Annotated in this window: 1 rRNA gene; it reads left to right on the top strand. The window is 57.3% G+C overall.

The window, feature by feature from the left end:
• The first annotated feature begins 57 nt into the window (after window positions 1-57).
• A 23S ribosomal RNA gene (locus GGE06_RS41905) occupies window positions 58-3,177 on the top strand.
• The last annotated feature ends 35 nt before the right edge of the window (window positions 3,178-3,212 follow it).

Genomic DNA, 3,212 nt, shown 5'->3' with positions numbered 1-3,212 from the left:
GATGTGATGGGTGGCTGGTCGTTGTTTGAGAACTACACAGTGGACGCGAGCATCTGTGGCCAAGTTTTTAAGGGCGCACGGTGGATGCCTTGGCACCAGGAACCGATGAAGGACGTGGGAGGCCACGATAGTCCCCGGGGAGCCGTCAACCAGGCTTTGATCCGGGGGTTTCCGAATGGGGAAACCCGGCAGTCGTCATGGGCTGTCACCCATGCCTGAACACATAGGGCATGTGGAGGGAACGAGGGGAAGTGAAACATCTCAGTACCCTCAGGAAGAGAAAACAACCGTGATTCCGGGAGTAGTGGCGAGCGAAACCGGATGAGGCCAAACCGTATGCGTGTGATACCCGGCAGGGGTTGCGCATGCGGGGTTGTGGGATCTCTCTTCCGTCGTCTGCCGGCGACGGGACGAGTCAGAAACCGTATGGATAGGCGAAGGACATGCGAAAGGTCCGGCGTAGAGGGTAAGACCCCCGTAGCCGAAATCTGTACGGCTCGTTGGAGAGACACCCAAGTAGCACGGGGCCCGAGAAATCCCGTGTGAATCCGGCGGGACCACCCGCTAAGCCTAAATATTCCCTGGTGACCGATAGCGGATAGTACCGTGAGGGAATGGTGAAAAGTACCGCGGGAGCGGAGTGAAATAGTACCTGAAACCGTGTGCCTACAAGCCGTGGGAGCGTCGGATACAGCTTGCTGTATCTCGTGACTGCGTGCCTTTTGAAGAATGAGCCTGCGAGTTTGCGGTGTGTTGCGAGGTTAACCCGTGTGGGGAAGCCGTAGCGAAAGCGAGTCCGAACAGGGCGCTTCAGTAGCACGCTCAAGACCCGAAGCGGAGTGATCTAGCCATGGGCAGGTTGAAGCGGAGGTAAGACTTCGTGGAGGACCGAACCCACCAGGGTTGAAAACCTGGGGGATGACCTGTGGTTAGGGGTGAAAGGCCAATCAAACTCCGTGATAGCTGGTTCTCCCCGAAATGCATTTAGGTGCAGCGTCGTGTGTTTCTTGCCGGAGGTAGAGCACTGGATAGGCGATGGGCCCTACCGGGTTACTGACCTTAGCCAAACTCCGAATGCCGGTAAGTGAGAGCACGGCAGTGAGACTGTGGGGGATAAGCTCCATGGTCGAGAGGGAAACAGCCCAGAGCATCGACTAAGGCCCCTAAGCGTACGCTAAGTGGGAAAGGATGTGGAGTCGCAGAGACAACCAGGAGGTTGGCTTAGAAGCAGCCACCCTTGAAAGAGTGCGTAATAGCTCACTGGTCAAGTGATTCCGCGCCGACAATGTAGCGGGGCTCAAGCGTACCGCCGAAGTCGTGTCATTGCAGCATAAAGCCCCAACGGGTGTTGTGATGGGTAGGGGAGCGTCGTGTGCCGGGTGAAGCAGCCGCGGAAGCGAGTTGTGGACGGTTCACGAGTGAGAATGCAGGCATGAGTAGCGATACACACGTGAGAAACGTGTGCGCCGATTGACTAAGGGTTCCTGGGTCAAGCTGATCTGCCCAGGGTAAGTCGGGACCTAAGGCGAGGCCGACAGGCGTAGTCGATGGACAACCGGTTGATATTCCGGTACCCGCTTTGAAACGCCCAGTATCGAGCCCATCAATGCTAAGGCCGTGAAGCCGTTCCGGACCCTTCGGGGAAAGGAAAGTGGTGGAGCCGCCGGCCCAAGGTGGTAGTAGGTAAGCGATGGGGTGACGCAGGAAGGTAGTCCAGCCCGGGCGGTGGTTGTCCCGGGGTAAGGGTGTAGGGCGTGTGATAGGCAAATCCGTCACACATGGAGCCTGAGACCCGATGCCGAGCCGATTGTGGTGAAGTGGATGATCCTATGCTGTCGAGAAAAGCCTCTAGCGAGTTTCATGGCGGCCCGTACCCTAAACCGACTCAGGTGGTCAGGTAGAGAATACCGAGGCGTTCGGGTGAACTATGGTTAAGGAACTCGGCAAAATGCCCCCGTAACTTCGGGAGAAGGGGGGCCACGCCTGGTGATCGGACTTGCTCCGTGAGCTGGGGGTGGCCGCAGAGACCAGCGAGAAGCGACTGTTTACTAAAAACACAGGTCCGTGCGAAGCCGTAAGGCGATGTATACGGACTGACGCCTGCCCGGTGCTGGAACGTTAAGGGGACCGGTTAGCTCCATTTCGGTGGGGCGAAGCTGAGAACTTAAGCGCCAGTAAACGGCGGTGGTAACTATAACCATCCTAAGGTAGCGAAATTCCTTGTCGGGTAAGTTCCGACCTGCACGAATGGCGTAACGACTTCTCGACTGTCTCAACCATAGGCCCGGTGAAATTGCACTACGAGTAAAGATGCTCGTTTCGCGCAGCAGGACGGAAAGACCCCGGGACCTTTACTACAGTTTGATATTGGTGTTCGGTTCGGCTTGTGTAGGATAGGTGGGAGACCGTGAAGCAGCCACGCCAGTGGTTGTGGAGTCGCCGTTGAAATACCACTCTGGTCGTGCTGGATGTCTAACCTCGGTCCGTGATCCGGATCAGGGACAGTGTCTGATGGGTAGTTTAACTGGGGCGGTTGCCTCCCAAAGGGTAACGGAGGCGCCCAAAGGTTCCCTCAGCCTGGTTGGCAATCAGGTGTTGAGTGTAAGTGCACAAGGGAGCTTGACTGTGAGACCGACGGGTCGAGCAGGGACGAAAGTCGGGACTAGTGATCCGGCGGTGGCTTGTGGAAGCGCCGTCGCTCAACGGATAAAAGGTACCCCGGGGATAACAGGCTGATCTTCCCCAAGAGTCCATATCGACGGGATGGTTTGGCACCTCGATGTCGGCTCGTCGCATCCTGGGGCTGGAGTCGGTCCCAAGGGTTGGGCTGTTCGCCCATTAAAGCGGTACGCGAGCTGGGTTTAGAACGTCGTGAGACAGTTCGGTCCCTATCCGCTGTGCGCGTAGGAATATTGAGAAGGGCTGTCCCTAGTACGAGAGGACCGGGACGGACGAACCTCTGGTGTGCCAGTTGTCCTGCCAAGGGCATGGCTGGTTGGCTACGTTCGGGAGGGATAACCGCTGAAAGCATCTAAGCGGGAAGCCTGCTTCGAGATGAGTATTCCCACCTCCTTGAGAGGGTAAGGCTCCCAGTAGACGACTGGGTTGATAGGCCGGATGTGGAAGCCCCGTAAGGGGTGGAGCTGACCGGTACTAATAGGCCGAGGGCTTGTCCTCAGTTGCTCGCGTCCACTGTGTTAGTTCTGAAGCAA

This window comes from Streptomyces nymphaeiformis, assembly GCF_014203895.1.
GTDB classification, from domain to species: domain Bacteria; phylum Actinomycetota; class Actinomycetes; order Streptomycetales; family Streptomycetaceae; genus Streptomyces; species Streptomyces nymphaeiformis.
The sequence above is the reverse complement of the archived record's forward strand: the minus strand, read 5'-3'. Positions and strand labels throughout refer to the sequence as shown.